The sequence below is a fragment of the Flavobacterium sp. NRK F7 genome (assembly GCF_024054195.1).
GTDB lineage: Bacteria > Bacteroidota > Bacteroidia > Flavobacteriales > Flavobacteriaceae > Flavobacterium.
Map to the genome: position 1 here is coordinate 1 of NZ_JAMXLB010000028.1, position 813 is coordinate 813.

1 pseudogene is annotated in these 813 nt (G+C 37.0%); it reads right to left on the minus strand.

The window, feature by feature from the left end:
- Positions 1-813 (minus strand): annotated as a pseudogene (locus tag NHF47_RS17200) (hypothetical protein); the annotation flags it as partial.

Here is an 813-nt window from a genome sequence, read left to right on the forward strand (position 1 = left end):
AACCCCCTAAATGATTGCTTGTATACGTACGTATAGGTCTGTAATATTCATCGTATAAAGTATAATTGGTTTCAGCAGCATTAGGGTTATTCACATCCAATACTTTTGTCCAAGAGCCTGTTGGTAACCCTTTTACATTGGTTGCCAAGTTTTGTCCTTCAATTTGCGAAGGGATTGGATTAGGCGCTCCTGAATAGGTATACGTATCATAATAATTTTTGGTCAAAATATCATTGGCACTTAACGTAAAAGGATTACTTCCAGAAGTTACACTATTTTGAAAACTCGCTCTATCAGTAGCTGAAACCGATAATTGTTTCCAACCCGTTTGTGTTACTCTACCCAATACATCATATTCGGTAACCATCCAACCCACAGTGTTACCACCATAAGGAGTAAAAGCAGGTCCAGTGGCTACAGGTCTATCGAGCTTATCGTATACAATAAATTCCCACTGTTTGCCTGGAAGTTTCTTTTCTACCAAACGATTGCGAGAATCGTATTTGTACTGGTATCCCAAATTATCTAAAGTGCTTTGATCACTAGCTCCTTCTGTTAAAGGAGGCAGTACATAAGTAAGATTACCACGAATATCATATACATAATACGTATCGTGTTTGGCTTCGGCTTCAACTAAAACTCCATTTTCATATACATTTGAATACGTTCTTTTTAAAACGACTTGCCCCTCTTTATTTTTAAACTCTTCAGTAGTATTATTTTTACCAGAGGTCCAGTTTTCATCTTTAGTAATCGTTTTGTATAACGTATTAGCAGGATAATGAGGTTGCGGACTACTAATTACGGGTGTGA